This window comes from Kerstersia similis, from assembly GCF_965139615.1.
Taxonomy (GTDB): Bacteria; Pseudomonadota; Gammaproteobacteria; order Burkholderiales; family Burkholderiaceae_B; genus Kerstersia; species Kerstersia similis.
Genome location: NZ_CBCSIQ010000006.1, coordinates 128,102 through 152,045 on the forward strand (window position 1 = coordinate 128,102; position 23,944 = coordinate 152,045).

21 protein-coding genes are annotated in these 23,944 nt (G+C 62.8%); 2 read left to right on the plus strand and 19 right to left on the minus strand.

The features are described from left to right. Nucleotides 1-323 precede the first annotated feature (323 nt). Together ACNA1V_RS06040 and infA are read right to left on the minus strand one after the other, a co-directional pair. Nucleotides 324-827 (minus strand): nucleoside 2-deoxyribosyltransferase, encoded by a 504-nt coding sequence (locus tag ACNA1V_RS06040; protein ID WP_415832686.1) that lies wholly within the window; start codon nucleotides 825-827, stop codon nucleotides 324-326. Nucleotides 828-880: 53 nt separating this feature from the next. Beyond that, nucleotides 881-1,147, minus strand: a complete 267-nt coding sequence (gene infA / locus ACNA1V_RS06045; RefSeq protein WP_415832687.1) for a translation initiation factor IF-1 — start codon at nucleotides 1,145-1,147, stop codon at nucleotides 881-883. Nucleotides 1,148-1,249: 102 nt separating this feature from the next. Between infA and ACNA1V_RS06050 the strand changes: the two genes are divergently transcribed. Further along, nucleotides 1,250-1,456 carry a hypothetical protein gene (locus tag ACNA1V_RS06050; RefSeq protein ID WP_415832688.1) on the plus strand — a complete coding sequence of 69 codons (207 nt, stop codon included), beginning with the start codon at nucleotides 1,250-1,252 and terminating at the stop codon, nucleotides 1,454-1,456. Nucleotides 1,457-1,714: 258 nt separating this feature from the next. Here ACNA1V_RS06050 and ACNA1V_RS06055 read toward each other — a convergent pair whose 3' ends face one another. From ACNA1V_RS06055 to oppB, 14 genes are all read right to left on the minus strand, one after another. After that, on the minus strand, nucleotides 1,715-3,796 hold the full coding sequence (locus ACNA1V_RS06055; protein WP_415832689.1) for a choice-of-anchor tandem repeat GloVer-containing protein: 2,082 nt from the start codon (nucleotides 3,794-3,796) through the stop codon (nucleotides 1,715-1,717). A gap of 19 nt (nucleotides 3,797-3,815) precedes the next feature. Then, on the minus strand, nucleotides 3,816-5,585 hold the full coding sequence (locus ACNA1V_RS06060; RefSeq protein WP_415832690.1) for a choice-of-anchor tandem repeat GloVer-containing protein: 1,770 nt from the start codon (nucleotides 5,583-5,585) through the stop codon (nucleotides 3,816-3,818). 75 nt (nucleotides 5,586-5,660) lie between these two features. Beyond that, nucleotides 5,661-8,084, minus strand: a complete 2,424-nt coding sequence (locus ACNA1V_RS06065) for a TonB-dependent receptor (RefSeq protein WP_415832691.1) — start codon at nucleotides 8,082-8,084, stop codon at nucleotides 5,661-5,663. A 295-nt stretch (nucleotides 8,085-8,379) separates the two neighbouring features. Continuing rightward, nucleotides 8,380-9,348 carry a FecR domain-containing protein gene (locus ACNA1V_RS06070; protein ID WP_415832692.1) on the minus strand — a complete coding sequence of 323 codons (969 nt, stop codon included), beginning with the start codon at nucleotides 9,346-9,348 and terminating at the stop codon, nucleotides 8,380-8,382. A 2-nt stretch (nucleotides 9,349-9,350) separates the two neighbouring features. Beyond that, nucleotides 9,351-9,845 carry a sigma-70 family RNA polymerase sigma factor gene (locus tag ACNA1V_RS06075; protein WP_415832693.1) on the minus strand — a complete coding sequence of 165 codons (495 nt, stop codon included), beginning with the start codon at nucleotides 9,843-9,845 and terminating at the stop codon, nucleotides 9,351-9,353. A 146-nt stretch (nucleotides 9,846-9,991) separates the two neighbouring features. Next, nucleotides 9,992-11,560, minus strand: coding sequence for a peptide ABC transporter substrate-binding protein (locus tag ACNA1V_RS06080; protein ID WP_415832695.1), 1,569 nt, complete (start codon nucleotides 11,558-11,560; stop codon nucleotides 9,992-9,994). A gap of 211 nt (nucleotides 11,561-11,771) precedes the next feature. Further along, complete coding sequence (locus ACNA1V_RS06085) at nucleotides 11,772-12,524, minus strand: ABC transporter ATP-binding protein (protein WP_415832696.1); 753 nt, start codon at nucleotides 12,522-12,524, stop codon at nucleotides 11,772-11,774. Next, nucleotides 12,521-14,356 carry a branched-chain amino acid ABC transporter ATP-binding protein/permease gene (locus ACNA1V_RS06090; protein ID WP_415832697.1) on the minus strand — a complete coding sequence of 612 codons (1,836 nt, stop codon included), beginning with the start codon at nucleotides 14,354-14,356 and terminating at the stop codon, nucleotides 12,521-12,523. The genes ACNA1V_RS06085 and ACNA1V_RS06090 overlap by 4 nt, the downstream gene beginning before the upstream one ends. A 4-nt stretch (nucleotides 14,357-14,360) precedes the next feature. After that, the gene (locus tag ACNA1V_RS06095) at nucleotides 14,361-15,398 is read right to left on the minus strand and encodes a branched-chain amino acid ABC transporter permease (protein ID WP_415832698.1); all 1,038 of its coding nucleotides are present in this window, start codon (nucleotides 15,396-15,398) and stop codon (nucleotides 14,361-14,363) included. A 122-nt stretch (nucleotides 15,399-15,520) separates the two neighbouring features. Continuing rightward, nucleotides 15,521-16,684, minus strand: a complete 1,164-nt coding sequence (locus ACNA1V_RS06100) for an ABC transporter substrate-binding protein (protein ID WP_415832699.1) — start codon at nucleotides 16,682-16,684, stop codon at nucleotides 15,521-15,523. A gap of 250 nt (nucleotides 16,685-16,934) precedes the next feature. Further along, nucleotides 16,935-17,201, minus strand: coding sequence for a YkgJ family cysteine cluster protein (locus ACNA1V_RS06105; protein ID WP_415832700.1), 267 nt, complete (start codon nucleotides 17,199-17,201; stop codon nucleotides 16,935-16,937). Between the two features lie 6 nt (nucleotides 17,202-17,207). Then, nucleotides 17,208-18,905, minus strand: a complete 1,698-nt coding sequence (locus tag ACNA1V_RS06110; protein WP_415832701.1) for an ABC transporter ATP-binding protein — start codon at nucleotides 18,903-18,905, stop codon at nucleotides 17,208-17,210. Nucleotides 18,906-18,922: 17 nt separating this feature from the next. Beyond that, nucleotides 18,923-19,822: an ABC transporter permease subunit gene (locus tag ACNA1V_RS06115; RefSeq protein WP_415832702.1), complete on the minus strand. Its 900-nt coding sequence runs from the start codon at nucleotides 19,820-19,822 to the stop codon at nucleotides 18,923-18,925. Nucleotides 19,823-19,827: 5 nt separating this feature from the next. Next, on the minus strand, nucleotides 19,828-20,754 hold the full coding sequence (oppB, locus tag ACNA1V_RS06120; protein WP_415832703.1) for an oligopeptide ABC transporter permease OppB: 927 nt from the start codon (nucleotides 20,752-20,754) through the stop codon (nucleotides 19,828-19,830). 313 nt (nucleotides 20,755-21,067) lie between these two features. On the opposite strand from oppB, the gene queC reads away from it, so the two are divergent. Beyond that, nucleotides 21,068-21,787 carry a 7-cyano-7-deazaguanine synthase QueC gene (gene queC / locus ACNA1V_RS06125; RefSeq protein ID WP_415832704.1) on the plus strand — a complete coding sequence of 240 codons (720 nt, stop codon included), beginning with the start codon at nucleotides 21,068-21,070 and terminating at the stop codon, nucleotides 21,785-21,787. Between the two features lie 19 nt (nucleotides 21,788-21,806). On the opposite strand, the gene ACNA1V_RS06130 is transcribed toward queC, so the two are convergent. The 3 genes from ACNA1V_RS06130 to ACNA1V_RS06140 form a co-directional block, all read right to left on the minus strand. After that, a complete protein-coding gene (locus ACNA1V_RS06130) occupies nucleotides 21,807-22,676 on the minus strand; it encodes a hypothetical protein (protein WP_415832705.1) in 870 nt (289 codons plus the stop codon). A 149-nt stretch (nucleotides 22,677-22,825) separates the two neighbouring features. Next, nucleotides 22,826-23,098: a hypothetical protein gene (locus tag ACNA1V_RS06135; protein WP_415832706.1), complete on the minus strand. Its 273-nt coding sequence runs from the start codon at nucleotides 23,096-23,098 to the stop codon at nucleotides 22,826-22,828. 119 nt (nucleotides 23,099-23,217) lie between these two features. Continuing rightward, nucleotides 23,218-23,944, minus strand: a 727-nt coding sequence (locus ACNA1V_RS06140) for a tripartite tricarboxylate transporter permease (RefSeq protein WP_415832707.1), incomplete at its 5' end; no start/stop codon positions are given.

A 23,944-nucleotide genomic window follows, 5' to 3' on the forward strand; every position in this document is an offset into this window, starting at 1 on the left:
GAAGGATAGTCTCCGGTCTATGCGAACACGGCTGCCATCCCCGCCTTATCCCTGACAGGTTATCAGGCGACAGCTGCCGTACAAACCCGCATCTTGCTCAAAGCCAGGCCAGATGGCAACCGGAAAGTGCCATATATGTTCATAACGATTTTTCATTAAAGCCTGGCAAGCCTAGAATTTCCGGGAATATCGCGCATCCCGACCCATCCGGGCGCTTTCACGCCATTCCGGACATCCATGCCGTTTGTCATGGATGCTGCCAGACCCTGCCCCGTTTCTGGTGCCCCGCCACAGCGGACCACTCAGCCAGGCGCAGGCGCGCCTCAGCCGGCGCTGCCTACCGCCTGCGCAATACGCTGCAGGCATTCCCTGGCATCGCCATGAACGATCTGTATCCGGCAAGCCAGCATCAGATTCAGCGGCAGGCCGAAATCCTCGATGACATAGCCTTGGGCGTCGAGATGCCGGCCGGCTTCATCGAGTTGCCCAGGAATCTGCCCCAGCAAGGGCGAACTCTCGTGGGTATAGCCCCATACCGGCTTGCCTTGCGCCACGGCATAGCCCGTTTCGAACACCGTGCCGGAATCCGGCTCATGGCCGCGGAAAGGGTTGAGATTGGCCATGACCATGTCCGCCGCGTCGATCAGGGCGAGATTGGCGGCACAAATCCATTGCGCCAGGGCCAGGCCGGACAGGTCTGCAGGCGCCTGATTATCGAGCGGGTACAGCCCCTCCAGCCCCAGGTCGGCGCAAGCCGCCTTGAGGCTGGCGCCGTACACCACGGCGTCGGGACGAAAGACATCAAAACCTGCGAGATAGATTTTCATGCTGGTCGAACCTGTGCCGCCGGGCCGGACATTCCCCGCCCGGCGGCACGCGATCAACGATGATGGAAGTTGCCGGCGGGCCGGGGCGGCGCGCTGCGTTCATCCTTGTGGCGGAAATTGATACGGCCCTTGGTCAGGTCATACGGGGACATTTCCAGCGTCACCCGATCACCGGCAAGAATACGGATACGGTGCTTGCGCATACGTCCGGAAGCATAGGCGGAAACCTCGACCCCATTGTCCAGTGTCACGCGGTAGCGGCTGTCCGGCAGGACTTCGCCCACGACACCATTCAATTCAATCAGCTCTTCCTTGGCCATGGCAGGACTCCTTCAGAAATAAAACGACTGCGACGGGCGCGCTGTCAGCGCAGCCATTCCCGGCATCAACGGCAAATACAGTGTTCGGCCAATGGCAACGGCATGCAAGGCAACAAACCCTACACCCGGCTCCAGGCCGTCACAGGCAGAAGAAAATGGAAAACACGCCGACACCAGGAACTGGCGAACAGGCGCGGCTGGCAAACCCACGCGTGCGGCAACATGCCGCTGTCTGGTCGTCGCGGCGGCGCGGTCGCAGGCAGCGCCGCCGGAACAGAAGCCGAACGCATCGCAAGAAATACCCAGTGACTGCTCGCAGGCTGTATCAGATCCCCCTGGATGAGCCAGGGGATACAGGCGGCGCCCGGGCGAGCGATGCTCGATCAGACAAAAAGATTGCTATTCAGGGTAACACGATCACGGGAAAAGGGCCAGGCTTTGGCCATGACAGGCCCGCCTCGTCACGCGCACCAGCGCGCATAACCACACTTGACCACATTTCGTGCCGGATCGCCTGCCAGCGCCTGCCGGCCCACAGACCGGCAGGTGCACAACCAACATCCGTCATCAGGCCGGTTGACTGCGCCTGCGCCACCCCAGCGCAGCCAGCAATGGCAACAGGCCCAGCGCCAACGCGCCGCCATTACCGCCATCGGGCTCGGTTACCGGCGCGGCCACAACGACCCGCACCGTGGACAAGGCATTACCGCCTTCCCCCGTGCAACGCAGCGTGTAGTTGTGCTCGCCCTCGGCAGGCTGGATAGACAGTTCGCCCGTAGCCGCCTGTTCACCGCTCCAGGCGCCGCTGGCCTGACATTGGGAAGCATCACGCACACGCCAGCGCAACATGGTGCTGGCGCCTGGTGCCAGGTTGGCCGCATCGGCAGCAAACTGCTCGATCACGGCAGGCAAGGTAATGCGAACCTGCACGCTGGCGCTGGCATCGGCCCCCGCGCCACGGCAATCCAGGTGGAAGGTGAACTCGCCCCCTTCCGCCGGCGCCACGCTTTCGCTGCCAATGCCGGGTTTATCGCCACTCCAGTCCCCGGAGGCCGTGCAGCCCAGGGCATCGGCGGTTTTCCAGTCCAGGGTAATGCGGCTACCCAACGGCGCCACCACCGGTGTGGCAGTGAACGATTGGATCACCGCATCGGCAGGCGGCACCACTTCCACCGTCGCACTTTCCTGCACGGTACTGCCATCGTGGCCGGTGCAACTGAGCGTGAAGGTATTGAATCCGGGCGTGGGCGGCGTGATCACCTCGGTACCGCTGCTACCCCGCTCGCCTTGCCAGGCACCGCCCGCCGTGCAAGCCGCAACATTATTGGCCGCCCAGGCCAAGGTGGTGTACTGGCCCAGGTCGATGCGATCGGGCGCCGCGCGGAACAGCGTAATGACCGGGGGATCGGCTGGCGGCACATAACCGGTATCCACAGCATAAACGGTGCCCTGATACACCCCGCCCCACTCCCCGGCCGTATTGCCATACAACTTGCCGTCGTGGCCCAGCGTCAGGTTGAACGGCGTCTTGCCATCTACATCCGCCTTGAAGGCATGCAGGGACTCGAAGCCACCGTTTGGCTCATCCATCCGGGTCGTGACGATACGGAACAGCGTCCCGTCGCCATGAGCGCCGCCCGCAGCCGTCGTGCCATATATGTTGCCGTCAGGCCCGGTCACCAAGCTTCCCGTTGCAATCTTGCCATCCTGGCTGGCCGCATCATTGAAGCCATGCAGAATCTGAAAACCCGTGCCATCCTTGCGGATGCGGTACAGCGCGCCATTTCCATTCGGCCCCTGCATCGACGTGCTGCCGATCAACCAGGCGCCGCTTTCCGCCAGGCCTGCCGCATTGCGTGGGCTGCCATAGTCAGGAATGACAGACCGGTATTGGGCAGGCTGCCCCTGCTCGGCGGTGAAATGATGCAGCACCTGGAAGTCCGCCCCATTGGGCCGCAGACGGAAAATCGTGCCCACGTTGTTGTCGCCGCCCTGGCCAGCCACGCCATAAAGCCAACCATCCGAACCGACGATGACTACCGCCGCATTGCTGCCGGTCGCCGGGTTCATCTGATGCACGACCGTGAACGCCGATTGATCAGCCGACAGCCGTTTGATTGCGCCTTCGCGCAAACCGGTACCGACGGAACTCCCACGATCCAGCACATACACGTTGCCGGCAGCATCCACCGCCATATTGCCGGTCGCCTGACTGATTTTTGCCGGCCGGTCCACCTGGGTCGGCGCCAGCACTTCCGAGGCCGTGCCACTCTCATCGAAACGGAACATCAGCCCCATGCTGGTACCGCCACCGATATAAGTCGCGCCGTAAATATTGCCATTCTGATCTGCGACCGTCGAGGTCGCCATATTCGGCAAGCCATACTGATGCGTCATGATGCCGCTGGGCAGCGCGTATGTCGTGTAGCCACTGCCATCAACGGCCATTTCCCAGACCAGCCCTTCGGCCAGACCATGCAGCTTGCCGTCGCGGCCCAGATGCACGCTGCCAACCGTCTGTGAGGCGCCACTTTCATGCTTGAAGGCATGGAGATGCGTGACGCTGACCTGCTGCGCCTGCACCACCGATGCGCCCACCATCCATGCGCAGACGGCAAGCGCAGCGCAGGCAATGCGTAATCTCGTCATATCAATTCCCTGTCTATATTTACTCGGACCTGCGGCGGCTACCGGTATGGCGCGTGGCCAACGGGTTGCGATTGCCCGTCAGACCCAGCAATGCCAGCAGCAGCACGGGCCAGGCAAGCGCGCCGCCACCGTTGCCGGCTTCGATGTGTTCGCCGGTCGTCGGTACCACATTCAGATACTGGGCCGCTGTGAAACGCTGCGTTGGTTCGGCAGTATTGCGGCAGGACACGACATAGCGGTATTCGCCCGGCGTGGCGGGCATGACTTCCAGCTCGCCGCTGGCCGGGATCGCGCCCGGCGCCGGCCAGTCGCCGCCGCCTTCGCAGTCGTCCGCCTGAACCGTGGCCCAGCGGAACTTGGCCCATTGGCCAGCCACAATCGTGTGCGGCTCTGGAAAGTTCACCACGGTGCTGCCTTTATCACCCGAGGCGACCAGCGTGAAGGTCAGCATCGGCGCAATGGCGTCGCCAGGCGTGACGGCGAACAGCGTTCCCTGGCCGGAATCGCCGCCAGTATCGGTCACGCCATACAGGCGGCCATCCGGCGCCAGCGTCAGGCCTCCCCCTGGCGCAGCCCCTTCCATCAACTTGCCGTTGGACAGGCCTGCCAGCATATGAATGACTTCGTAGGTGCCATCGCCCTTCAGGCGGTAGATAGAGCCTGTCCTGCTGGTTGCGCTGGCCTGGTTCGAACCACCACTCGGAAATACGCCATAGAGATTGCCATCGGCACCTGGCGTCAAACCGATAGGCGTAGTGCCGCCGCCGGGATCATTGTTCGGCAGGACATAATCCGTCTGCATCATGCGCCGCTCCGCCGCGAGATAGCGGTTGAACGTCGCGCCGAAGCCATCCTGCCCGGCGTGCTGGGCATTCAAATGAGTAAAAACAAGATCATCGCTGCCAGCCTGGCGGTACAGGTTGGTGATGTAGCTGCGGCTGTCCGTGCGCGCCAGGCGCGTCAGGACACCGGTACTGCGATCCACTACATACAGCGTGTCGCCAGCGTTGGCGACGGCATGGTTGCCAACCTCATTGCTGAACGCCCCGAACAGTGATTTGCCATCCTCCGACAGCACCAGCGTCCCGCCCAGCCGGATGGTGCCGAGATCCAGGACGGGATCACGTTCCAGCGCATGCAGCAGCCGCACACCCTGCTCCGGCACGAACGCGAAGATCGTGCCGTTGCCGGCAGCACCGCCACGCGCCGTGGTGCCATAGAACGTGCCGTCCGGCGCCAGTGTCAGTACCGATTGGGGATAACTGCCGACCGGGCTGTCGGCGGCGGCAGGGAACGAAAATACGGTTTCTATGCCCTGGCCGGGCCGGTAGCGCAACAGTTGGCCCGCCTGTTCCGCGCCGCCGAAGAACGTGTTCCAGTACCAGTCGCCCCGGGCGTCTTCCACGGGTGCCGAACACATCGACCCAAGATCGGAGCCGCGGCTGACCGGCAGGCCGCTGCCACTGGCCTGAACGCTGCCCAGCTCTTCCTGGACGCCGCTGGCAGGGTCATGCCGGTACAGGGCGCAACTGACGAGAAGACGAACACCGCCGTCCGCCGTGCCTGAAAATTTGATTTTCAGCCCGTAGAGTTTGCCGTCGCGCCCCAGCGTCGGGGCCAGTGAACCCGTCAATACACTGCTGCCAGATGTGTTGACGGCGTCGAAGTGATGACGGACTTCATAGACAGTGGGCGCCGCGCTGGCAGCACCCATGCCGCCCAGCAACAGCGCCAGGCTCAGGCCGGCTACGCGTCCGGACCGGCGGCAGGATGACGTTATGTCATGCATGATGGGGTTTCCTTGTTTGCGCATGCTGTGCCGGCCTCCGCCCCTGCTGGGCGAGACCGGCACAGCGGCGTTTGGTCAGAAGTTGTAGGTCAGGGAGCCCTTGATACTGCGTCCCGGCGAAGGCAGGCCATTGAAGTTCATGGCGCCGATGTAATACTTGTCGGCGATGTTCTCTACGCTGATGCCCAGGTTCAGGTGGCGCGTGGCGTCGTAGCTGCCGAACAGATCAACGATTTCATAGGGTTTCCAGTACACGCCGTCGTTGTACTGGTTGGCATCGGTCATGCCGCGACGCGTGTCGGCGCGCAGGCGTGCGCCCAGCACCAGCTTGCGCTCCAGCAGCCGTACGCCCACAGTGGCGGCAATACTGCGCTTGGGCGGGATGAACGGCGTGGTGACGTTGATATTGTCGCGGCCCGGGTCGCTGCTGCAGACGCCGGCATCGCAGAACAGCATGCGGTCGAACTGGTTGAAACTGAATTCGGCGAACAGATAGCCCAGGTCCAGCTGGGCCTGCAATTCAACACCGCGCAGCGTGGCCCGGTCGATGTTGGCGAACTGGTACGAATAGGCGTAATCAGCACGATAGCGGAAGGCATTGCGCAGGATGTAGTCGTCATAGCGCGAATCGAAGCGCGCCACTTTCAGCCGCAGCTTGCCCTCGCTGGGCAACCAGTCATCCATGATCAGGTTCAGGCCGAATTCGTGCGTACGCGCCACCTCGGGCCGCAGATAGGGATTGGGCAGATGATAGATGCCCCATACCGCGCCCCCGCCTGCCGTTTCCGACAAGGTCGGCGCCCGCTGGCCTTCCGCATAGCGCGCGAAGAACTGCATACCCTCCACCGGAGTGATGCCTAGCGCCGCGCTGGGATTTACCCGGCCACCACTGCGGTTCAGCGACAAGGTGTTCACGCCCTGCCCCACATAGCGCGAAGCATACGTGCCTTCGGAGCGCAGGCCGAAGTAGTCGGCACGCAGGCCGGCGTCGAGTTGCAGCCACTCGTGATAGGCCAGGCTCGCCTGCGCGAACCAGCCGCCGATATTACGTTTGCCGTTGGCCGTCAGGCCTTCCCGACCCAGACCGGTTCTCGGGTCGGTCGTCACGCCGCTGGAATGCGTATCGGCCTTGTCCTGGTAAAACTCCCCGCCGACGTTCAGCGTCAGCAGGTTGTCGCCCAGCGGAAGACGCGCCGTATTGCTGATCTCGGTACCCACGGTATGCATGTCGTAATGCTCGCCGAACATCTCATAGGACGTCCGGTTGGCTGCCCGCCAGAGGTTGGCGCGGACATCCCACCAAGGGTTGTCCACCGGATTCCACTGATAGCGCAGCGACAGCGTATTGGCACTGACATGCTGCTCGGGAAAACCAAGTTCTTCGTCCGCCGCAGCCCCGCGCGCCCAGCTGACGAATTCATTGCGGTAGTACGTCGCACCGGCCTCCAGGCTGTGTGCAGCATTGATCCTGTACTGCGCCTTGAACAGGCCGGACACCATGTCCTGATGGGTCAGCGGTACTTCACTGCTGCAATCGTTGATGTCCTGCCCGCGCGAGTTGCAATACGGATAGCCACCTTCCGGTACGCTGTGCTTGCCCGTGTGATAGTTGTCACTCTTGCGGCGCGAGACGCCGCCTGTCAGCGCCAGGCCATTCTCAAGCCGGACAGCACCTGCCGCCATGCCGGCAGTGTTGTAGCCATTGTCGCCGTGGATCACTCGCAGGCGCCCGCCACGGCTGGCATCGCCCTGGAGCAGATCATCGGCATTCAAGGTGCGCAGGTTCACCACGCCACCCGTCACGCCGGCCCCGTACATGCCGCCAGTGGGCCCCTTCTCGATATCCACGCCCGCCAAGAGTTCCGGGTCAATGTACACACGCGACATCTGTCCGCCATAGCCGGCGTAGTTCGACGCGTTCTGGCGCGTGCCATCGACCATCATATTGATGCGGCCCGGCCCCTGGATGCCCCGGATATTGATGTTGTTGATGCCAGGATCCTGGTTCCCGTCCATCACATACACCCCGGGTTCGCCCTGGAAGATATCGCGGGCGCTAGTCACCGGTACGCGGTCCAGTGACTCCCGCGTCACCACACCGACAGATCCCAGGGCATAGAACACCTCATCCTTGGGGTCATAGGCAGCGCCGGTCACTTCCACTGCGCTCAGCGTCGCCACGCTGTCCTGCGGTAAGCGCCGCAAGGTGTAGCCATCAGCCGTGGGAATGGCTTCCAGGCCCGTGCCGCGCAAAGCGTCGCGCAAGGCAGCGGCACCATCCTTCATCCCCTGCACGCCCGGACTGTTCACGCCGTTGACCAACGTGGCGGGATACATCAAAAGGATGCGCGCCTCGCCTCCCAAACGGTTCAGCACATCGGCCAAACGGCCCGCAGGAATGTCATATTGGCGCGCCGCCGGAACACCTGCGGCCTGAGCCATAACAGAGGCCGGCATCAACGGCACCAGCATGACCAACAATAAAGTCGTCAGCAGCATAGGCTGCCAGACACGTGATCTTGTGCGTACACGGTGCATCCGTGCCGCCTGTGAACCTGAATCCATCGCCGATTTCCCTCGTTCATGGAAAATTTAAGAATTTGCGTTCTCATCTTCCATGCCACTCAACCCGGGAAAAAAGAAAACAGATTTGGGCTGCTGTTACAAAATTGTATGGCCGCAGCAGGCTGACTCCTGCTTGCCCGCCCAGGCCGCCACACCCGTCGGACACACGCCCCCCCACCACAGAGACGCATGCGTCAGGCTGCAGCGCTACTGCCCCAACACCGCGGGTTCAGGCACTGCCAAATACTTTGGTTTTGCTAGAGGACCAAGGCTGGACGCGAACCCAGTACCGCGTCCAGCGCTGCACCTGCACCGGCAGCACTTGTTGCAACATGGCCAGCACGCGGTCCGTATCATCCAGGGGGAACGTCCCGGACACACGCAGGTGGGCCAGCTCCGGGTCGCAATCCAGCATGCCCGGACGATAACGTCCCAGTTCTTCGATGAAGTCGGGCAAGGGCATGTCGGCCACCAACAGCATACCGTTGATCCAGGCCGCATCCGTCTCTGTCGCGCGCCGGATCTCCCCCTGTCTGTCGGCAGAAAACTGCAGCTGGTGTGATGCATGCACCCTGACCGGCATATCGGGGGCACCCAGGCGCCGGACATCGACGGCGCCCTCCAGGACATGCAGCAAAGTATCCTGCTGCTGCCTGACAATGAAGCGCGTACCGATCGCCTGCATATCGCCAGCACTCGTCCGGACATGGAACGGTCTGGCAGGCTGGAAGCTGTCCGGGGCAGTCTCGACCATCAACTCCCCACGATCCAGCGCCAGCAGCCGCTGCGCACCGTCGAACTGAACGCGCACCTGCGTCTGCGTGTTGAGCATCAGGCGAGAGCCATCCGCCAGATATTGTTCAAGCCGTTCGCCGGTGGCAGTCTGCAGTCGCCCCGAACTGCCGATATTGCTGGATAGCTGCCAGATCCCCGCGCCAGCCGCTCCTGCAAGGGTCACGGCCAGCACCTGCCGACGCATTGGCCGTGCTGGCAACAATGCAGCGCGCCCGATTCCTGCCGGCAGGGCGCTGGTCTTACAGGCCAGCGCCTCCACCTTGCTCCATGCCAAGGCATGGTCAGGATGGGCATTCAGCCACTGCTGCCAGGCTTCGCGCACGGCTGGCGGGCTGTCAGGATCCTGAAGGTCAACCAGCCATTGGGCGGCCTGCATGCGAACGCTGGCTGGAATATCAGTCATGACTAGTCCGCAAAACTGCAATGGGCAATGGCGCGAACCAGATCACGCCGTACCGTAGGCAGCGATATCCCCAGTTCCTCGGCAATAGCCGCCTGTGTCATGCCATCGACCTGCGCCATCAGGAAGACCTGCCGTGCACGATGCGGCAGGCCATCGAGCAGACGGTCTATTTCCAGCAGGGCTTCCAGTACCAGCGCGCAGGCTTCAGGGTCCGGGTGGCTCGGCACCGGCAGCGCGGCCAAGGCATCAAGATACGCCTGCTCCACCTTGCGCCGCCGCCGCAGGTTGGACAAAAGCCCCTGGGCGACAGTCATCAAGAAGGCACGCGGTTCACGCATGCCAGCGATCTGCTCACGCGCCAGGATGCGGACAAACGTATCATGCGCCAGATCCGCCGCATCCGGGGAACTGCCAAGTTTCTTGCGCAACCAGGCATGCAGCCAACCATGATGGTCGCTATAAAGGGCGTGCGCAGGCGATGGAGCGGGAGCGGGCATGGCGTAGCGGAGGACACCCGCCCTGCGGCAAGTATCAAGAATGAAAATGAACCTCATTTTAGTGAATGAGTTCACCCGCCAGCAAGCCCTGCCTCGCTGCCCATGGGGCTTTAGTGCGGCCGGGCAACACCCCGGCCGACCATCCGTTACTGGAACGACACCGTGCGCGACGGGTGGATATCCAGCGCGTTGTCTTCCCAGCCCTTCAGCTTCGGATTGACCAGATTGCGCGATGCATATTCATAGATCGGGGCAACGGGCCAGGCTTTCGCCAGGCGGGCTTCGGCCTGCTGCAGCAAGCCGCGGCGGCGGGCCGGGTCGCTTTCCAGGTTGGCCTGCTCATACAGCTTGTTGAATTCCGCATCGCTGTATGCGCCGTAGTTATTGGTCGGCGTGTACAGCAACTGCAGGAAGTTCTGCGGGTCGTCATAGCTCGACAGCCAGGCGGCGCGGCCGACGTCGTAGCTGCCGGCGCGCAGGTTGGCGTAATGCACATTGGCCTCGGCGTTGTTCAGCTCTGCCTGCACCCCCAATGGCTTCCACTGTGCGGCCACTGCCACGGCAATGCGCTGGTGCTCGCTGCCGCTGTTGAAGCTCAAGCCCAGCTTGAGCGGTTTGCCCGGCCCGTAGCCGGCCTGGCGCAATAGCTCCGTGGCACGCTTGAGCCGTTCCGGGTACGGTTGCGCCAGTACCTGTTCATATTGCGGCTCGTAGTTGTCCAGCCCGGTGGGCAGGAAGGAGTTCAGCGGCAGGACAGCATTCTCCAGCAATTGCTGGGCAATGACGTCGCGGTTGATCGCCAGACTAAGCGCTTCCCGCACACGCGGGTCGCTGGTGGGATGCCCGTCGCGCAGGTTGAAGGACAGGTAGTAACTGCCCAGGCGCGGCGACAGGCGGGTAGCGGCCGGCAGTTCGGTCTTCAGGAACTCATACTGCGAAGCCGGGTAGTCGCGCAGCACATCAAGATCCCCGGCGCGAAAACGCGTAATGCCGCTATCGCGATCCTCGATGGGGAAGAAGGTCACGCCGTCGATCTTGACCTCGGCCGCGTCATAGTAATTCGGGTTCTTCTTGGTATTGAGTTCGCTGCCGGTGATCCAGCGCGTCGGCACGAAGGGGCCGTTGACGACGATGTTATCGACCTCGCTCCAATTCTTGCCATGCTTCTCGATGGCCTGGCGCGGCAAGGGATAGAACACCGGCAGGACCAGTGTGCTGAGGAAATAGGTGGACGGCTCCTTGAGCGTCACTTCCAGTTTCTTGCCGCCATCGAGCGAACGCACGCCCAGCGCTTCCGGCTTTTGTTCGCCCTTGGCAATGGCTTCGGCATTGGCAATGGGATACAAACGGTGCGCGGTGCTGACGGCATTCTGCGGGTCCAGCACATAGCGCCAGGAATAGACGAAGTCATCCGCCGTCAAAGGCGTGCCATCCGACCACTTGGAATCGCGCAGGTCAAACGTGTATGTTTTGCCGTCGTCGGACAAGGTCCAGGCCGTTGCGACACCTGGCACGACCTTGCCGTCGGCCGACACTTCCACCAGGCCGGCAAACAGGTCACGCAGCACGTCCTCTTCCCAGACGCCGCCGGTAATGCGCGTGGGGCTGAGCGACGCGGGGTCGCCGATGATACCGACTTTCAGGGTTTGAGCCTGCAAGGGCGCGGCCAGTGCCGCAAGCGCCAGCGACATGGCGGCAAGGGAAAAACGTTTCATCAGTCACCTCGTGATCGCAGAGTGTTAGACACGGGCCCGGGCTGGTAGCGCCGCACAGGACAAGCGTCGATTAATACATGAATGGCGCAGGCGGGCCAATACAATTTCCGACTATCTATACCAGTCTTCTTTATAACTGGAATTCCAGCCAGACAAAAAAGCCGGTGTGCCTGCGCCCAGGCACACCGGCTCGTTTGCTGCTGAAGAACAGCTATTCCTTGCGTTCGCGTCCCAGGCCCAGATAGCTTTCTATCACCCGCGGATCATTGGCCAGTTCACGCGCAGGCCCGTGCAGGCTGATTTCGCCGGTTTCCAGCACATAGCCGTAATCGGCCACCTGCAGGGCGGCCCGGGCATTTTGCTCGACCAGAAGAATCGCCACACCGGTTTCACGCAAACGGGCGATGATGTGGAAGATTTCGCGCACAATGCGCGGCGCCAGGCCCAGGCTGGGTTCGTCCAGCATCAGCAGCGCAGGCCGCGCCATCAACGCACGGCCCACGGCCAGCATCTGACGCTCGCCGCCCGACAGGGTTCCGGCCTGCTGCGCACGGCGTTCGCGCAGACGCGGAAACAGCTCGAACACCTCATCGAGCGTGCCGCGCCAGCCAGCCTCACGCGCGCGATAGCGCCGGAAACCGCCCAGCAACAGGTTATCCTCCACCGACATGCTGCCAAACAGCTCGCGCCGTTCCGGCACCAGCGACATGCCGGCTGCCACACGACGCTCGACCTGCCAGCCTGACACATCTTTGCCGTCGTAGCGCACCACACCGGCCGCATGGCCGGTCTGCGGCAGTGCCCCCATGACGGCATTGAGCATGGTTGACTTGCCAGCGCCATTGGCGCCGATCACGGTCACAATGCTGCCCCGCGGTACGCTCAGCGTCGCCCCCGCCAGGGCGCCTACCTTGCCATAGCGGGCCGAGAGGTCGCTGACTTCAAGAATGGGCGCGGTACTCATTGCACACCTCCTGCAGCCTGCGCACCCTGGATTTCCTCGGGCAAATCATCATCAATGCCACCCAGGTAGGCTTCCAGCACCGCCGGGTTCTGCTGTACATCCGCCGGCAGGCCTTCAGCCAGCTTGGTACCGAAATCCATCACTACCAGGTGATCGGTCAGCCGCATCACAAAGTCCATATCGTGTTCCACCAGCAGAATGCTCATGCCCTCGCTGCGCAGATTTTCCAGCACCTGGGCCAGCTCCTGCTTTTCCTTGTAGCGCAGGCCTGCCGCCGGCTCGTCGAGCAGCAGCAAGACCGGATCGCAGGCCAGCGCCCGGGCGATTTCCAGGATACGTTGCTGGCCCAGCGCCAGATTGCCGGCCTGTTCATAGAGGTAATCGCCCAGCCCCACGCGCTTGAGCTGTTCGGCCGCCTCATGCAGCAACTGGGCTTCGCGTTCGCGGTCGGTATGCAAAGCACCTGCCATCACGCTGACATCCGAGCGCAGGTGCGCCCCCAAGGCGACGTTTTCCAGTACGGTCATGCCCGGCAGCAACTGCACGTGCTGGAAGGTACGGCCAACGCCCATGCGGGCGATGGTGCGCGCCGGTTTGCTGTCGATGCGCTCCCCCATGAAACGCACTTCGCCACGCGTCAGCGGCAAAACGCCACTGATCAGGTTGAAAGTCGTACTCTTGCCGGCGCCATTGGGGCCGATCAAACCCATGATCTCCCCTGCCCGCACCGTAAAGCTGATGTCGTTGACCGCCACCAGGCCGCCGAACTGCTTGCGGATGGCATCCACCTCCAGCACCACTTCGCCAGCCTTGGGCTTGTCGCGCTGCGGCAGCCGCGCGGCTTGCGGCGGCGGCGCCAGCTGACGCCGCGAACGCGCCGCACCGGTGATCTGCCCCCACCATCCTGCCAGGATGGGCCACAGGCCATCGCGGGCATATTGCAGCATCAGGATCATCAGGACGCCAAAAACGATCATCTCGAAGTTGACGGTGGTGTCCAGCAGACGCGGCAACCAGTTCTGCAGTTGATCGCGCAGCAACAGAATCACGGCCGAGCCCAGAATGGCCCCCCAGACATAGCCTGCGCCCCCGATCACTGCCATGAACAGATACTCGATACCGTAGTTCAGGCCGAAGGGACTGGGGCTGACTGCGCGCTGCATATGGGCGTAGAGCCAACCCGAGATGCAAGCCAGCAGAGCGGCCCAGACAAAAATCACGACCTTGTAGCCTGCGGTATTCACCCCCATGGACTCCGCCATGCCGGCGCCGCTTTTCAGCGCCCGGATGGCACGGCCCGGCCGCGAGGACAGCAGGTTGCGCGTGGCCCACAGCGCCAGCAGCACGACCACCCAGATCAGGTAGTACATGTAGCGCCCATTGGCCAGCGAAACGCCGAACAGGCTGATGGGCTCGATACCGGCAATGCCGTCATGCTTGCCCAGCGCGTCGATGTTGCCGAACAGGAAGTACAGCGACAGGCCCCAGGCGATCGTGCCCAGCGGCAGGAAGTGCCCCGAGAGACGCAGGGTGATTGCGCCCAGCAGCCAGGCGATGGCCGCTGTCAGCACCAGGCCGACAGGCAGCGTCAGCCAGGGCGACCAGTCGTAGGTCACGGTCAGCAAAGCCGTGGTGTAGGCGCCGATCCCGACAAAGGCCGCCTGTCCGAAAGACGTCAGGCCGCCTACGCCCGTCAGCAGCACCAGCCCCAGCACGACCAGGCTGGCCAGGCCAATGTAATTGAGCTGGGTAATCCAGAACTCCGGGGTCGCGCCCAGCATGGGCAGCGCCGCCAGCACCACGAGGAAGATGGCAAGAAGAACTCGATTCATGGCCTTACTCCTCATCATCCGTGTGGTGGCTGGAAAGCGAACGCCAAACCAGTACCGGGATGATCAGCGTAAATACGATTACCTCCTTGTAGGCACTGGCCCAGAATGACGAGAATGCTTCCAGCACGCCCACCAGCAAGGAACCGGCGGCAGCCACCGGATAGCTGGCCAGGCCGCCGATGATGGCGCCGACGAAACCCTTCAGGCCAATCAGGAACCCGGTGTCGTAGTACACCGTGGTGATGGGCGCAATCAGCATGCCCGACATCGCCCCGATGGCAACGGCCAGCGTGAAGGTCAGGCTACCCGACATATTCGTGCTGATGCCCACCAAACGGGCGCCACGGCGATTGACAGCCGTGGCACGCAGCGCGCGGCCATACAGCGTCTTGCCGAAAAACAGCCACAGCGCCACGATGAGCACCGCGCAGGTGCCGACAACGAACAGGCTTTGCGCCGATACGGTGGTGAAGCCAAGATCCACCACACCGTTGACGAACGCCGGTGTACGCCAGCCCTCGGCGCCAAAGAACACCAGCGCCAGGCCGGTCAATGCGAAGTGCACCGCCACGGACACGATCAGCAGCACCAGCACAGAAGCTTCTGCCAGCGGCTGATAGACGATGCGATAGATCATGGAGCCCATGGGCGTGACCAGCACCAGCGTCAGCAGCATGTTCAGCCACAACGAGTTGTCAGGCGCCACATAATTGAGCGTGAGCCACAGCAGCAGCAGCGGCACAGCCAGGAAAGTGACAGCAGAACGCCCCAACCCGGCATAGTTGCTGGTGCGTATGGCGCGCAGCACTTCCAGGATAAAGGCCAGGCCGCCCAGCAAGGGCAGCAGATAGGCGGTGCCCGGCACGCGGCCGTCACCCAGCATGGCCAGCGTCAGCGCGCCGAATGCCACGAATTCGCCTTGGGGAATGAAAATGACGCGGGTGACCGCGAACACCAGAACCAGCGCCATGCCCAACAGGGCATAGATAGCGCCGTTAACAATGCCATCCTGCAGCAGGATCAGCGCAATTGTGGAATCCATCTAGAACCACCTTGTGAAGCCCGGCGGCCGGATCTATCCCGACCCCCGTGAAAACGACGCGCCCGGCCGGCGTCTGGCGCCTTATCGGCCAGCCAGGACACCCGGCCCGGACGCTTGCTGCCTTACAGATCCGGCTGGTAAACCCACTTGCCGTCTTCCACCTTGACGATCACGCGTGCGCGCTCGTCAAAGCCGGCGTGATCGGTGGGCGACATATTGAAGACGCCCTGGGAAACCGGCAGATCCTTGATGTTTTCCAGCGCATCGCGCAGGGCGGCACGGAACTCAGGGGTACCCGGCTTGGCACCGCTCTTGAGCGCTTCGGGCACGGCAGCGACGATCAACTGGCCGGCATCCCACATATGGCCGCCAAAGGTGTTGGTGGTGCCGGCGCCATGCGCCTGCTCATACGCTTGGGTATAGGCCAGCGCCGTCTGCTTGACCGGATTGCTATCGGGCAATTGCGCTGCCACCAGCAGCGGGCCGCTGGGCAGCAGCATGCCGTCGCAATCCTTGCCGCACACACGCAGCACATCGTTATTGGCGGCGCCGTGCGTCTGGTAGATCTGACCACCGTAGTTGCGCGTGCGCAGTTCCTTCTGCGGCAGCGCCGACGGCGTGCCGGCACCTGCAATCAGGATGGCATCCGGGCGGGCGCCAACCAGCTTGAGCACCTGGCCCGTCACACTGGTATCGGTACGGCCATATTTCTCGACCGCCGTCAGCTTGATCCCCTTGGCTTCAGCCGCCTGCTTCATCACATCCAGCCAGCCATCGCCGTAGGCATCGGCAAAGCCGATGAAGCCCAACGTTTTGACGTTCGCCTTCACCATGGCATCAGCCAGAGCCTCAGCCATCAGCGCATCGTTCTGCGGGGTCTTGAAAACCCAGCGGCGCTTGTCGTCCTGCGGTTCGACGATCTTGGCGCTTGCGGCCACACTGATCATCGGCACCTGAGATTCAGCCGCCACATCGACCATGGCCAACGAGCCCGGCGTGACCGACGTGCCCACCAGCACATCCACCTTGTCTTCGGACACCAGCTTGCGCGAGTTCTTCACCGACTGCGTGGTGTCGGTGGCATCGTCCAGCACAATCCATTCAATTTTCTGGCCAGCCACTTCCTTGGGCAGCAGCGCCACGGTATTGCGTTCGGGAATCCCCAGCGATGCGGCCGGGCCGGTGCTCGATACCGTGACGCCCACTTTGACCTGCGCGCTCGCAAGCATGGGCAGACTCAGGAAAATCGCGGCCGCAGCCGCCTGCATAGTGAATGGCTTACGCATGATTTTTGTCTCCTGTACCGGCTTGCGCGCTTCTGTATCCGAAGGCAACCGGCTGTTTTTTGATGTTGTTAATAGGTTAATCAGGCCCACCGGGTTTGGGAAGCGATATTTGACGGAAAATCGCGTCATTCCTCCTATCGGAAACACCTAGATGGAAGAAAGATGCGCCAGCCAGCCAACACTGGCAGGAATATGTATTCCCCAGGTTTTTCAGTTATTTATCATGCAGCCAGCCAGCAACTGCCGCCATTCAGGCCGTACAGGACGGCCTGGTTTCGTTTTCCAGCCAGCTGAGCCATTGCATGGCAGATTCGCGTGAAGTGCCACACATTTGGGCGCTGGGCGACAGCGACGCGCAGACCTCCGGACGGCCCGGCTGCCCGAAGATCCGGCAGCGTTCATGCTCATCCAGCTGGATACAGCGGACGCCCGCAGGCTTGCCTTGCGGCATGCCGGGAATCGGGCTGGTAATGGACGGCGCGGTGCAACAGGCGCCGCAATCAGAACGACACTCCATCTCTCTCTATGCCTCATGCTCGGGTAAACGGTCTGGTGCCGGGTCTGGTACCGGATGATGGCCGCCGTCACGCCAGAAGGCTGCAGCCAGCAAGGCTTGCGTGTAAGGGTGGGCTGGCGCCGCAAAGATGGCCTGCGCCGGCCCCTGCTCGACGACCTCGCCAGCATGCATGACCAGCAAGGTATCGGCCATGGCACGCACCACGGCCAGATCATGACTGATGAACAGATAGGACATCTGATAGCGCTGCTGCAGGTCACGCAGCAAATCCAGCACGCCCGCCTGCACGGAGCGATCCAGCGCCGACGTCGGTTCATCCAGCAGCAGGAATTCCGGCCGCAGAATCACCGCCCGGGCGATGGCGATGCGCTGGCGCTGCCCACCGGAAAACTCATGGGGATAACGATTGCGCATGCCCGGATCCAGGCTCACATCCGCCATGGCCTGGGCAATGAGGCTTTCCCGCTCGCCACGCCCCAGCTGTGGCTCATGCACGCGCAAGCCCTCGCCGATAATATCGCCCACCGTCATGCGCGGCGACAAAGCGCCGAACGGATCCTGGAACACGATTTGCATGCGCCGGCGCAAGGGCCGCATGGCCGCCGGGCCCAGGTGCGTCAGATCCAGGTCATCAAAACGCCGGCTGCCCTGCGCCGGCAACAGGTTCAGCAACGCCCGCCCCAGCGTCGATTTACCGGAACCGGATTCGCCCACAATACCGACGGTTTCCCCCCGGCGCACATCCAGACTGACGCCGTGCACGGCCACGAATCGCTCCGGGCGGCGCCATACGCTGCGCCGGACGGGAAAACTCACTTCGACATCGCGCGCCGCCAGCAGCACCGGCGCATCCGCAGCCACCGGGGGCTTGGTGCCGCGCGGCTCGGCTGCCAGCAGCATGCGCGTGTATGCCTCGCGCGGCCGGGCAAACACCTGCGCGCATGGCCCCTGTTCGACCATCTCGCCACCGCGCATGACGCACACGGTGTCGGCCACATGACGCACCATGCCCAAGTCATGCGTAATCAGCAGCACCGCCAGCCCCAGACGTTGCTGCAAATCGCGCAGCAAGGCCAGAATCTGGGCCTGTACCGTGACATCGAGCGCCGTGGTCGGCTCATCGGCCACCAGTACCTTGGGGCTACAGGCCAGCGCCATGGCAATCACCACGCGCTGGCGCTGGCCTCCGGACAACTCATGGGGGTAGCTGCGGTAGCGCCGTTCCGGCTCCGGAATGCCAACCTGGCGCAGCAGTTCGATCACCTTGTCACGAGCCGCCCGCCCCCGCAAAACCGTATGCCGGTACAACGATTCACGGATCTGCAGGCCGATGCGCATCATCGGGTTAAGCGCCGTCATGGGCTCCTGGAACACCATGGCGATTTCGTTGCCACGCAATTGCCGCATCCGTTTTTCCGGCAATTTCAGCAACAGCTCGCCCTGGTACTCGATACGCCCCGTCACCACCGCGCTATCCGGCAGCAAACGCATCAGCGCATAGGCCGTCACGGACTTGCCTGACCCGGACTCGCCGACCAGCGCCAGCGTCCGGCCCGCGCGCAAATCAAAGCCAACGGAACGCACGGCCTGCACCGGGCCATCTGCCGTGCTGAACGTCACGCCCAGCCCGCGCACACGCATCAAGACCTCATCGGCGGCAACCTGCCCGCTCCGCCCGGCATGCTCATGGTTCCGGTTCATCATCGTTGCTCCCGGCTCCATCAGCGGCTGCGAGGGTCCAGCGCGTCGCGCAGGCCATCCCCGAGAAAATTGAGGCAGAACAGCGTCGTCGTCAGGAAGGCGGACGGCACCAGCAGCATCCAGGGCGCACGCGCCATCATGTCCTTGCCTTCACTGATCAGCGCCCCCCAGCTGGTCAACGGCTCCTGCACACCCAGGCCCAGGAACGACAAAAAGCTTTCCAGCAGGATGACCTTGGGCACCGTCAGCGTCAGGTAGATCATGACCGGGCCGAGCAAGTTGGGAATGATATGGCGCAGCACGATATCGCGGCTGCGCACCCCCAGTGCCTGCGCCGCTTCGACAAACTCCCGACGTTTGAGCGCCAGGGTCTGGCCGCGCACGATACGCGCCATATCCAGCCACTCCACCGCGCCAATGGCAACGTAGATCAACAGGATATTGCGGCCGAACACGACCATCATCAGAATGACCAAAAACAGGAAGGGCAGCGAATACAGGATATCGACAAAACGCATCATCAGCGTATCCACGCGGCCACCAGCAAAACCCGCCACCGCGCCATACAGCACCCCGACGACCAGCGCCACGACGCTGGCCACCAGAGCCACCGATAAGGACACCTGCCCGCCATAGAAAGTCCGCGTCAGCAAATCCCGTCCATTGGCGTCGGTGCCTGCCAGATGGCCGCTCTCCCAGGATGGCGGCGCCCGGAACGCCGACCAATCCACCTCATCGAGCTGCCAGCCCGTCAGCCAGGGCCCCAGCAGACAGCTCAACGCGATGACGGCCAGCAGCGTCAGACTCACCATGGCTGCGCGGTTGGCGCGCAAGCGCCGCCAGGCGTCGTACGCCAGACTGCGGCCCGGTGGCGCCGGTGGCAGCACGCCCTCCCGGCGTGCGGAATCATTGGCCATCATGTCCGTCAGTCCTCGTAGCGTATTTGCGGATTGAGCCAGCCATACAGCAAATCCACCAACAGGTTGAACACCACGATGAGGACGCCGTAGAACACCACGACGCCCATCACCAGCGTGTAATCGCGGCTCAAGGCCGCCTGAACAAAATAGCGCCCGATACCAGGCAGGCCGAAAATCTGCTCGATCACCACCGACCCGGTAACGATGCCCACCATGGCCGGCCCCAGATAGGACAGCAGCGGCGTCAATGCCGGTCGCAAGGCATGATGCAGCACCACTTCAAGCGCAGACAGCCCCTTGGCCCGCGCCGTGCGGATATGCGGACTGCTCATGGTTTCTATCATGCTGCCACGCATCAGCCGGGCAATGTACGCCACCTGCGGTATCGCCAGCGCCACGACCGGCAAGAGGATGTAGCGCCACTGGCCATCGCCCCAGCCGCCGGCCGGCAACCACCCCAACGTCACGCTGAACAGCAGCGCCAGCACCGGCGCCACAACGAAATTCGGAATGGCAATGCCCGCCAGCGCCACACCCATGACCGCATGGTCGGTTGCGCGGTTATGCCGCATGGCTGCCCAGATCCCCAGCGGCACGCCGATCAGCAACGCCAGCGCCATGGCCCAGAGCCCCAGCCGCGCACTGACCGGAAAACCGGTCGCAATCAGGTCATTGACACTGCGGTCACGGTACTTGAAAGAGGGCCCGAGATCACCCTGGGCCAGATTGCCCAAATAGATGAAATACTGCGTCAGTAGCGGCTGGTCCAGATGATAGGCCGCCTTCAGATTGGCCTCGATTTCCGGCGGCGCCTGAATTTCGCTATCGAAAGGCCCGCCCGGTGCCAGCCGCATCAGGAAGAAGGACAGCGTAATGACCAGCAGCAGCGTCGGTATGGCCTGCAAGAGCCGTTTGAGAATATAAAGAACCATGTACGTCGCCTTGATGGAACCTGCCCAGGACAGCGGCTGCCCCACGACGGCAGCCTGGCAGCCGCACCGGGCGTACTGCCGATGTCCTCTGGTTGGTTTTCCCCGCCAGCGTGCCCTGGGCCACTCCTGCCTGGAAAACAGGGCCATTACACCACGAAGCGCAAAACCCGCGCAGCGCTGTCAGCGCCCCCCGCCCAGCCACTGCGAGATGCGACGCCCGCCAGCTGCCCTGCGATCCTGGAAATGCCATCCGCAAAAACAGTTTCAGCTAAAATAGACTAAAAAATGTGAATAAAAACATAGGATGAATACCATGATCCCACTCAGGGAAAAACGTGCGCTGGTTCTTTTTTCCGGGGGTCAGGATTCAGCCACTTGCCTGGCATGGGCGCTGAACCGCTATGGGAGAGTGGAGACCCTGGGCTTTGACTACGGGCAGCGCCACCGCGTCGAGCTGGACTGCCGCACACGCCTGCGAACGCTGGTCGCCGGCATGAAACCGGAATGGGCGGGCCGCCTGGCGGACGATCATCTCCTGCCCGTGGATGCTTTCCGGCACCTGGGCGCGACCGCCATGACCGACGATGTCGCCATTACCATGCAGGCTGATGGCCTGCCGAATACCTTCGTTCCCGGCCGTAACCTGGTATTCCTGACATTCGCTGCCGCCCTGGCCTACCGGCGCGACCTGAATGTATTGATTGGCGGCATGACCGAAGCCGATTACTCCGGCTACCCGGATTGCCGCGACAACACCATGAAGGCCCTGCAAGTCGCGCTCAGCCTGGGAATAGATCGCCAGCTCACCATCGAAACCCCACTGATGTGGCTGGATAAGACCGAAATCTGGGAACTGGCCTGGCGGCTGGGCGGCGATACCCTGGTGGAGACCATACGCGAAGCGTCCCACACCTGCTATCTGGGAACGCGCGACACCCTGCATTGCTGGGGCTACGGTTGCGGCAGTTGCCCGGCCTGCACCTTGCGGGCGCGGGGCTATGTGCGCTGGGCCGCCAGGCGAGCCGAACTCTGACCCGGCGCCGGTATGGCGCTCAGGCCTCCGCCAGCTCCACCCAATAGCCGCTGATCAATTCAGCGGGGCGCTGCCGGGCCTGCACACGCGCCGATACCTCCCAGGCATCGAAACGCACGCCCAGCCCGGCATACACGCCGTGACCCTCGCCGGCCTCCAGCAACCCGGGCGTTTCTATGCCTTCGCCCGCCCGGATCGCGCTGCCCGCACGGATATCGTCACCCGCCTTGATGCCCCAACCCGAATCCAGGTAATCCTCGATGACGACGCCGCCACCGGCAATCAGGCCACGGGTGATTTTCAGGGAACCCGCTACGGCAATGCTGCCCCCGACCTTGACGCCTTGCTGGCACACCAGACTGGCCTGGGCCTCCAGATTCGCCCCGACATGCAGATTGCCGCCTACCTGGGCCTCGCCGACCACGACAAGATCCCACTGCGCACGTAGTTGTCCGCCACACTGGAGCTTGCCGCCCACATCCAGCCCCCAACCTGCCAGCACATCGCCGCCAGCACGCAAATCTCCCGTGCAGCGAATCCCGCCCTCCGCGCTCACATCGCCCCCGGCCTGGACGATATCCGCCCGGATACTGCCTTGTGTACGGATGCTGCGTCCGGTACGCACGATCGCATCGACCTCGATACCCTGCCGCACCACCAGCTCGCCCGCGAAAATCATCGCATTGGCCTCCACCGCATCCACCTGGCGGATAGCGTCTATGGGGCCGAACTGATCCAGCAGCCAGCAAGCATCCTCGATGCGGTTGGCAGCGACCAATGCATCCAGCAATTGCTGGTATTCCCCTTGCCCATTGTGATCGCGAATGAACCAGCGGTAGCCAGCAGCGCAAGGTTGCTTGGCCTTAACGAAATTCTTGGTGAGTTGCATGATGCCCGTGCTGGCCAGCCGCGTCTGTCGGCAGCGGCAGCCATAGATGTGCTTGCGGAAACACGCGGCCGGATCCGGCTGGCAGGCCAGCGGCAGCGAATCAGAAGAGCGGCGCCTGAACGACAGCGCCGCAGGAAACACGCGGCCTATCAGCCGGGTTTGGCACGGGCAAAAAGGGAACGGAAAGCCAGTTCCTGGGGATCCAGAGGCCACCAACGGGTTTGCGCAACAACGCCGGGCGTGAACCTGCCACGACCGGCATAACGATGTTTCAACGAGATCGTAGAGCGGCGAACCGCAAGCGCAGACACGGGAACCGGACGGAGCAAAAGGAAAAGATGAAAGCCGGGAGCAAAGACCACACAGCCAGAAACCACACAGCCGCCAAGATTGCGCTTATAGGCAATGGGCGGCTGCTGCATGTGGATATCTTAGCAGGCGTGTGGATATCCTCACAAGGCAAGCCCCTTGCCGGACGCGTCGAGCGTGGCAAGGACGCCACTGCCGCCCCGACACCGGCGGCAGTGGCCCGGCCGGGCGCTCAGGCCGGTTGCGGACGATGGCCGCTGCGGCGCCGCTTCCACCACTGCGTCTGCGACACGATGGTGAAAAGAAGCGCCAAGGTAATCCCCGCCGAGAGCGGCGAAGTCACGAAGCCCATCAGGAATTCGCCCGGATTTTCACCCGCCGACAACATGGCCTGACGATAGGAGCGATCCATCAACGGCCCCAGCACCATGCCCAGAATCACCGGCCCCACCTGGAAACCATAGATCTTCAGGAAATAGCCCAGAACGCCAAAACCCAGCATCCAGTACACATCCATCGGATTGTTGTTGATCGAGTATGCGCCAACGACCGACAACACCAGGATGATAGGCAGCAGGATGCGCTTGGGCGTTTCCACCACCTTGGCGAAGAGCTTGATACCGGACAGACCGAAAATCAGCAGAAAGATATTGGCCAGCACCAGACTGCCCACCGTGAACCAGAACAGGTGCGGTGTTTCGATCATCAGCATGGGGCCCGGCTTGAGGCCGTGGATATACAAGGCGCCGATGATGATGGCGGTCACGGCGTCGCCGGGAATGCCCAAGGTCAGCATGGGGATGTAGGCTGCAGGCACGGCCGAGTTGTTCGCCGTTTCCGGCGCCACGATACCTTCGTAGGCGCCCTGGCCAAACGGCACTTCCGGGTTTTTCACGACGCGGCGCGCATGGTCATAGGCCATCAGCGCCGCAATATCGCCGCCCGCCCCCGGCAAGACC

What these genes read in the sequence shown, in the direction of transcription:
- ACNA1V_RS06040 (WP_415832686.1), bottom strand. Translation starts at nt 827, where the DNA reads ATGAAAATCTATCTCGCAGGTTTTGATGTCTTTCGTCCCGACGCCGTG.
- infA (WP_415832687.1), bottom strand. Translation starts at nt 1,147, where the DNA reads ATGGCCAAGGAAGAGCTGATTGAATTGAATGGTGTCGTGGGCGAAGTC.
- ACNA1V_RS06050 (WP_415832688.1), top strand. Translation starts at nt 1,250, where the DNA reads ATGCAAGGCAACAAACCCTACACCCGGCTCCAGGCCGTCACAGGCAGA.
- ACNA1V_RS06055 (WP_415832689.1), bottom strand. Translation starts at nt 3,796, where the DNA reads ATGACGAGATTACGCATTGCCTGCGCTGCGCTTGCCGTCTGCGCATGG.
- ACNA1V_RS06060 (WP_415832690.1), bottom strand. Translation starts at nt 5,585, where the DNA reads ATGCATGACATAACGTCATCCTGCCGCCGGTCCGGACGCGTAGCCGGC.
- ACNA1V_RS06065 (WP_415832691.1), bottom strand. Translation starts at nt 8,084, where the DNA reads ATGCTGCTGACGACTTTATTGTTGGTCATGCTGGTGCCGTTGATGCCG.
- ACNA1V_RS06070 (WP_415832692.1), bottom strand. Translation starts at nt 9,348, where the DNA reads ATGACTGATATTCCAGCCAGCGTTCGCATGCAGGCCGCCCAATGGCTG.
- ACNA1V_RS06075 (WP_415832693.1), bottom strand. Translation starts at nt 9,845, where the DNA reads ATGCCCGCTCCCGCTCCATCGCCTGCGCACGCCCTTTATAGCGACCAT.
- ACNA1V_RS06080 (WP_415832695.1), bottom strand. Translation starts at nt 11,560, where the DNA reads ATGAAACGTTTTTCCCTTGCCGCCATGTCGCTGGCGCTTGCGGCACTG.
- ACNA1V_RS06085 (WP_415832696.1), bottom strand. Translation starts at nt 12,524, where the DNA reads ATGAGTACCGCGCCCATTCTTGAAGTCAGCGACCTCTCGGCCCGCTAT.
- ACNA1V_RS06090 (WP_415832697.1), bottom strand. Translation starts at nt 14,356, where the DNA reads ATGAATCGAGTTCTTCTTGCCATCTTCCTCGTGGTGCTGGCGGCGCTG.
- ACNA1V_RS06095 (WP_415832698.1), bottom strand. Translation starts at nt 15,398, where the DNA reads ATGGATTCCACAATTGCGCTGATCCTGCTGCAGGATGGCATTGTTAAC.
- ACNA1V_RS06100 (WP_415832699.1), bottom strand. Translation starts at nt 16,684, where the DNA reads ATGCGTAAGCCATTCACTATGCAGGCGGCTGCGGCCGCGATTTTCCTG.
- ACNA1V_RS06105 (WP_415832700.1), bottom strand. Translation starts at nt 17,201, where the DNA reads ATGGAGTGTCGTTCTGATTGCGGCGCCTGTTGCACCGCGCCGTCCATT.
- ACNA1V_RS06110 (WP_415832701.1), bottom strand. Translation starts at nt 18,905, where the DNA reads ATGATGAACCGGAACCATGAGCATGCCGGGCGGAGCGGGCAGGTTGCC.
- ACNA1V_RS06115 (WP_415832702.1), bottom strand. Translation starts at nt 19,822, where the DNA reads ATGATGGCCAATGATTCCGCACGCCGGGAGGGCGTGCTGCCACCGGCG.
- oppB (WP_415832703.1), bottom strand. Translation starts at nt 20,754, where the DNA reads ATGGTTCTTTATATTCTCAAACGGCTCTTGCAGGCCATACCGACGCTG.
- queC (WP_415832704.1), top strand. Translation starts at nt 21,068, where the DNA reads ATGATCCCACTCAGGGAAAAACGTGCGCTGGTTCTTTTTTCCGGGGGT.
- ACNA1V_RS06130 (WP_415832705.1), bottom strand. Translation starts at nt 22,676, where the DNA reads ATGCAACTCACCAAGAATTTCGTTAAGGCCAAGCAACCTTGCGCTGCT.
- ACNA1V_RS06135 (WP_415832706.1), bottom strand. Translation starts at nt 23,098, where the DNA reads ATGCAGCAGCCGCCCATTGCCTATAAGCGCAATCTTGGCGGCTGTGTG.